Source organism: Phaeovulum sp. (assembly GCF_041596715.1).
Classification (GTDB): domain Bacteria; phylum Pseudomonadota; class Alphaproteobacteria; order Rhodobacterales; family Rhodobacteraceae; genus UBA6213.
Map to the genome: position 1 here is coordinate 1 of NZ_JBFHIA010000338.1, position 2488 is coordinate 2488.

Annotated in this window: 3 protein-coding genes and 1 pseudogene; all 4 read right to left on the reverse strand. The window is 62.5% G+C overall.

Features of this window, described 5'->3' with window-relative positions:
- Positions 1 to 462, reverse strand: a pseudogene (locus ABY403_RS15655) (deoxyribose-phosphate aldolase); the annotation flags it as partial.
- A gap of 150 nt (positions 463 to 612) precedes the next feature.
- Positions 613 to 1290: a DUF1523 family protein gene (locus ABY403_RS15660; protein ID WP_372841747.1), complete on the reverse strand. Its 678-nt coding sequence runs from the start codon at positions 1288 to 1290 to the stop codon at positions 613 to 615.
- A 10-nt stretch (positions 1291 to 1300) separates the two neighbouring features.
- The gene (locus ABY403_RS15665; protein WP_372841748.1) at positions 1301 to 1573 is read right to left on the reverse strand and encodes a hypothetical protein; all 273 of its coding nucleotides are present in this window, start codon (positions 1571 to 1573) and stop codon (positions 1301 to 1303) included.
- A 2-nt stretch (positions 1574 to 1575) separates the two neighbouring features.
- Positions 1576 to 2488: DUF6638 family protein (locus ABY403_RS15670; RefSeq protein ID WP_372841749.1), on the reverse strand; the 913-nt coding region annotated here is incomplete at its 5' end.

Below are 2488 nucleotides of genomic sequence, written 5' to 3' on the forward strand. Positions count from 1 at the left end.
ACCTTCGTCCACCGCGTAACGGATTTCGGCAAGCCGCAGCTTCAGCGGCATGAGCCCTGCCGGAAAACCTGTCGCGACGGAGGCGACAGGGATGCCCGAACCCGCCAGCGCGCGCACTGCCGGGGCGACCATGGTGGGGTACACGCAAACCGCGCCGGTCTGCACCGCCTCTAGCCCCAACCCTGCGAGGACATGGTCGGCCAGAGGGCGGCGCGCCTTGGCGCAAAGCCGCGCGACCCGATCGGGCGTATCATCCCCCGCGAGGGTGGTAAGGTCCATGCAGCGGATCGCATTCACAAGCCACGCGGCCTGCCATTCTTTCTTCAGGCTGCGCCGCCCGCCAAGGCTTTCGCTGCGGCGCACGGCGGCGGGGGTGTTGACCGCCACTTTCTCGAACCAGTCGGGGGCCAGCGGCACACCGGGGTTGCGCGGAAAAGCGTGGGCTTGGGCATCCGAAGACATGGGCGGGGAACTTTCCTGTTCGCGGGACACTGGCAGGCGATTATCGCGCAAGGCTAGCTGCTTGCTGTTGCTGCTTCAACGCCGAGCATCGCAAAAGCCACCGACCTTGCTGCTTTTTGCCAGATCGGCGGCAGCTTGCCGCGCCGCTTTCTAGCGGCGCGGGCGGCCTTTGAAGGTGCCAAACCAAGCCTTGATGCGCCCCCAGAAGCCGCGCGCCCTTTGCGCTGCAGCCTCGCCGCGGTCTTCAACGCCATCCCATGCCTCGGCCACATCTTGCGCGACCGGGTCAATCATGCGTTCGCGGAATTGCAACCACATCCGTCGCAGCACCAGCAAGACGATCGCCAGAATAACGAAGAAAATGATGTTGAACCAAGGTATTACAGTAACATCTGGCCCGTCCACCGGGCGTATCGAAATCGCATTCGGAAAAGTTGAAAAATACAGATTGCGCCAGCCATAGTGGGTCACCATCGCCCAGCGCGGCGCTTCGGCAGTCGATTTCAGATCATCTGCTTCGGTTTGCAGGTTTGCCGTGTCGAACTTGAAATAGGGCGGCCAGTTCCATCCGGTGTCTTCGTTCCGGTAGACCATCGGTTTGCCGTCGGCCCCGATGGCTTGGATGAACTGCACATCTCGGTTCATCAGGCCGCTGGCCTGATCGTCAGGCGTGGACCAGAAAATCCGTGTCCAATCGCCCAGATCTTGCCGTTCCTGATAGGTATTCACGACCCGCACAATATCGTGCTGCGGCAGCGTGTAGTGCAGGAAAAGCCCGACCACTAGCAGAACCGTGATGCGAAAACCCCATTTGATGTAGCGCCACATGGGCCGCCTCCTATTGCACGTTCACGATGTAGATGATGACCGCAACCACCGCCATCGGAACCACATAAACGAGCCAGATCAGCTTGCGCCGCAGGCTCTTTTCATATTCCGCCATGCCCGCTTCGATATAGGCTTCGCGGTCGGGCGCGGCCTCTGGGCGCTTCTTGTCCCAGTGCTTTTCCAGCCGTTCGCGTTCGGTCGAGCGCGCGTAGATCGCAACCAGCCAGTAGATCGCGGTCAGGCCGATCAGCGCGAAGAATGCCACCCGCAGAAAACCGATCATTCTTACCCCCTTCGTACCGCCCCCCAGGGCCCGACACGTACCACCACATCAGCCGTACCGGGGCGCGCGGATGCGGCATCGGTCATGTCAGGCTCGGGGCCAAACAGTTGCGCGCGCGCGCCTGCCTTGTCTATCTGATATTCGCGCGCAAGAAAATCGGCCACATAGGCGCGCTTAGCCTCGGGCCAAGCCGCATAGAGGCGGTAGAACAGTTCCTTGTGGCAAATGAAAAGCTGGCGCACATCAAGCGGTGCCAGTTCGGCCAGAAGCATGTTGACCAGATCGCGGTTTGGCCCCTGTGCGGCGCGCAGCGTGTAAAAATAGGCCGGATGGCGGCTATCCATCCGCGGCCATGGCCCACCCGCCTCGACCCAGCGCAAAAGCGCGGCAAGGCCCTGAAACTCTTCCGGCAGCTTGCTGCCCAGCGTCTGCGCCACCGCCCGAAGGGCCGCGCGCGTGGTGCCGGCACCGGTATCAAGGCCCAGATGCGTTGCCGCCTCGACCAGAATGAAATCCATCTTCTGGCGCAGAATGGCCCCCGCATCGGTGCCGCGCGCGCGCACGATCGGCTCTACCAGACTGTTCAGGTCCAGAAACTTCGCCACCTCGTTGCGTTGCGAGAGGTCAAACACCCGCGCAATCGGCAGCGGGCCGAAGGCCGCGCGTGGCCCGACCGAAATCAGCGCCGGATGGGCAACCGAGCGGAACAGATAGACGCCACCGAAATGCGCCGTCCAGAAATCCGGCGTTTCGAAACTGGTCGAGCCGAGCACGACCGGCTGGCGCGTCACGTCGCCGGTTTTCTTGGCAAGGCCAATCATCTGCGCGATCAGCACATCATCCCACCACGCGTCAGGCTCGGCCCGGAACCGCTCGATCAACTTGGCGAGTTTGGTCGCCTCGGCCACATGCGCG